Origin of the sequence: Piscirickettsia litoralis (assembly GCF_001720395.1) — a bacterium.
In the GTDB taxonomy this organism is placed as follows: domain Bacteria; phylum Pseudomonadota; class Gammaproteobacteria; order Piscirickettsiales; family Piscirickettsiaceae; genus Piscirickettsia; species Piscirickettsia litoralis.
Genome location: NZ_MDTU01000001.1, coordinates 486461 through 488051 on the forward strand (window position 1 = coordinate 486461; position 1591 = coordinate 488051).

The 1591-nt window shown below is 44.1% G+C and carries 1 protein-coding gene; it reads right to left on the minus strand.

Annotation, left to right across the window (positions count from 1 at the left end; all coding sequences use genetic code 11):
- Positions 1–1532 (minus strand): flagellar hook-basal body complex protein (locus tag BGC07_RS02295; RefSeq protein ID WP_158006841.1); only part of this gene is annotated, 1532 nt, incomplete at its 3' end.
- Positions 1533–1591 lie beyond the last annotated feature (59 nt).

Sequence of the window (1591 nt, forward strand, 5' to 3'; positions counted from 1 at the left end):
GGGCTTGTTGATGTATTTGTCATCGTTAAAGTAATATTATGCCCTGACAAATCTTGCGCAGTCGCTCCCAATTGTGTCCCTCCAGCATCAAACCCATCTGAAATTAACACAATCCGCTTGCGTGCCGCATTACCTGTATCCCCTGCAACATCTCTTGCAACCGCATAAACTCCCGTTAAAGCCGTCGTTGCATTTCCTACGCCATTAATTGCGGCTAGCACACCCGCAACATTCGTTCCTCCCGGGATTGTAATCGCTTGTGTGTTCGATCCATTAGTTGCTGCTGCGGTCAAATTAAATGTTGCCGTTGCTGTTGCCGAGCCTGGGAAGTATTCACCAAGTTCAAATTCGGTATAAGCATAAGCATCGACTAAACCGCTTAATGTTGCTGTTGCATTAACTGCGTCAGAAATCCTTCGTGCTGTTGCATTCCCTGACCCTGTCATCGCCGCGACATTGTAAGATGTAAAGCCCCCACTAGCGTTACGAACTTCAACAGCTAAATTATTACCATTAGGCCCTTTAAGCGTTGTCGGATCTGTCACTGGGGCAGTCATCTTCCATGGGTTATTTAGCGCCGGGGTAATTGTTAAATTTTCAGAGCCAGGAGGGTTAACACCATCATAGGCGTTGGTAGAGGGTGAATAAGCAATCGGTGTTTGCACCAATTGAGGAGGGGTATTAGGGTCATTTGCTATAAATTTACCGAGGTTATCAAAAACAACGGTAAACGGGGAGTAATTATTCCAATTTGTTGCCGTTGGTGAAGGAATAGGAAGAGAACCTTGGTTATTGCCGGTATTATTAGCTGGATTTGTCACAGTGACTGAGGGCGCCGCCGCTGCCGCAGGAGTGACATCTGTACCATCAATCCCGATGTAAACATCCCAACGATTATCAATATTCGTTTTTACAAAATATTTTGATAAAATATGGCTCGTCCCGAGTGAGTCATAAATCACCGTATTTTCAAGCTTATTATAGCTATTCGTGTCAGGTGGTGTTGTTGGTGTAAAGCCACGTGCAAACTCGACCGTTGGCACTGTCGCCTCAGCATCTAGATTCATCTCTAAGGTTATGTTTGCGGTTGCTTTGGGCTGCTGATTCGCAGTACTGATTTGCAAATTACCCACCGCCCCGGTTAATGCACCATTCGCATCGACGGTAAAGCCGGTTAAATTATTTTCAAGAGAGTTAACAATAAAACCGTCTTTATCCAAATGAAATGCACCGGCACGACTATATTTCAAGGCACCACCGTCACTCATGCGGAAAAAGCCTTCGCCATTAATCCGTAAATCAAGGTTTCTTCCGGTATTTTTCTGCGGTCCCTGACCAAAGTCCTGTGAGACGCTCAAGCTCTGTACACCTGAACCTATCGCACTCCCTGAACCTGAGGTTTGATAAACATCACCGAACTCAGCACGTGACTTTTTAAAGCCAATCGTCGAAGCATTCGCAATATTATTACTAATCACACTTAGATCTTGTGATGATGCTTGTAAACCACTTAGAGCTATGTTAAATGACATAACGCCCCTCCACTTCCCTTTTAATTTTATTTTAACTTGTTTTTCTAATAAACTTATTA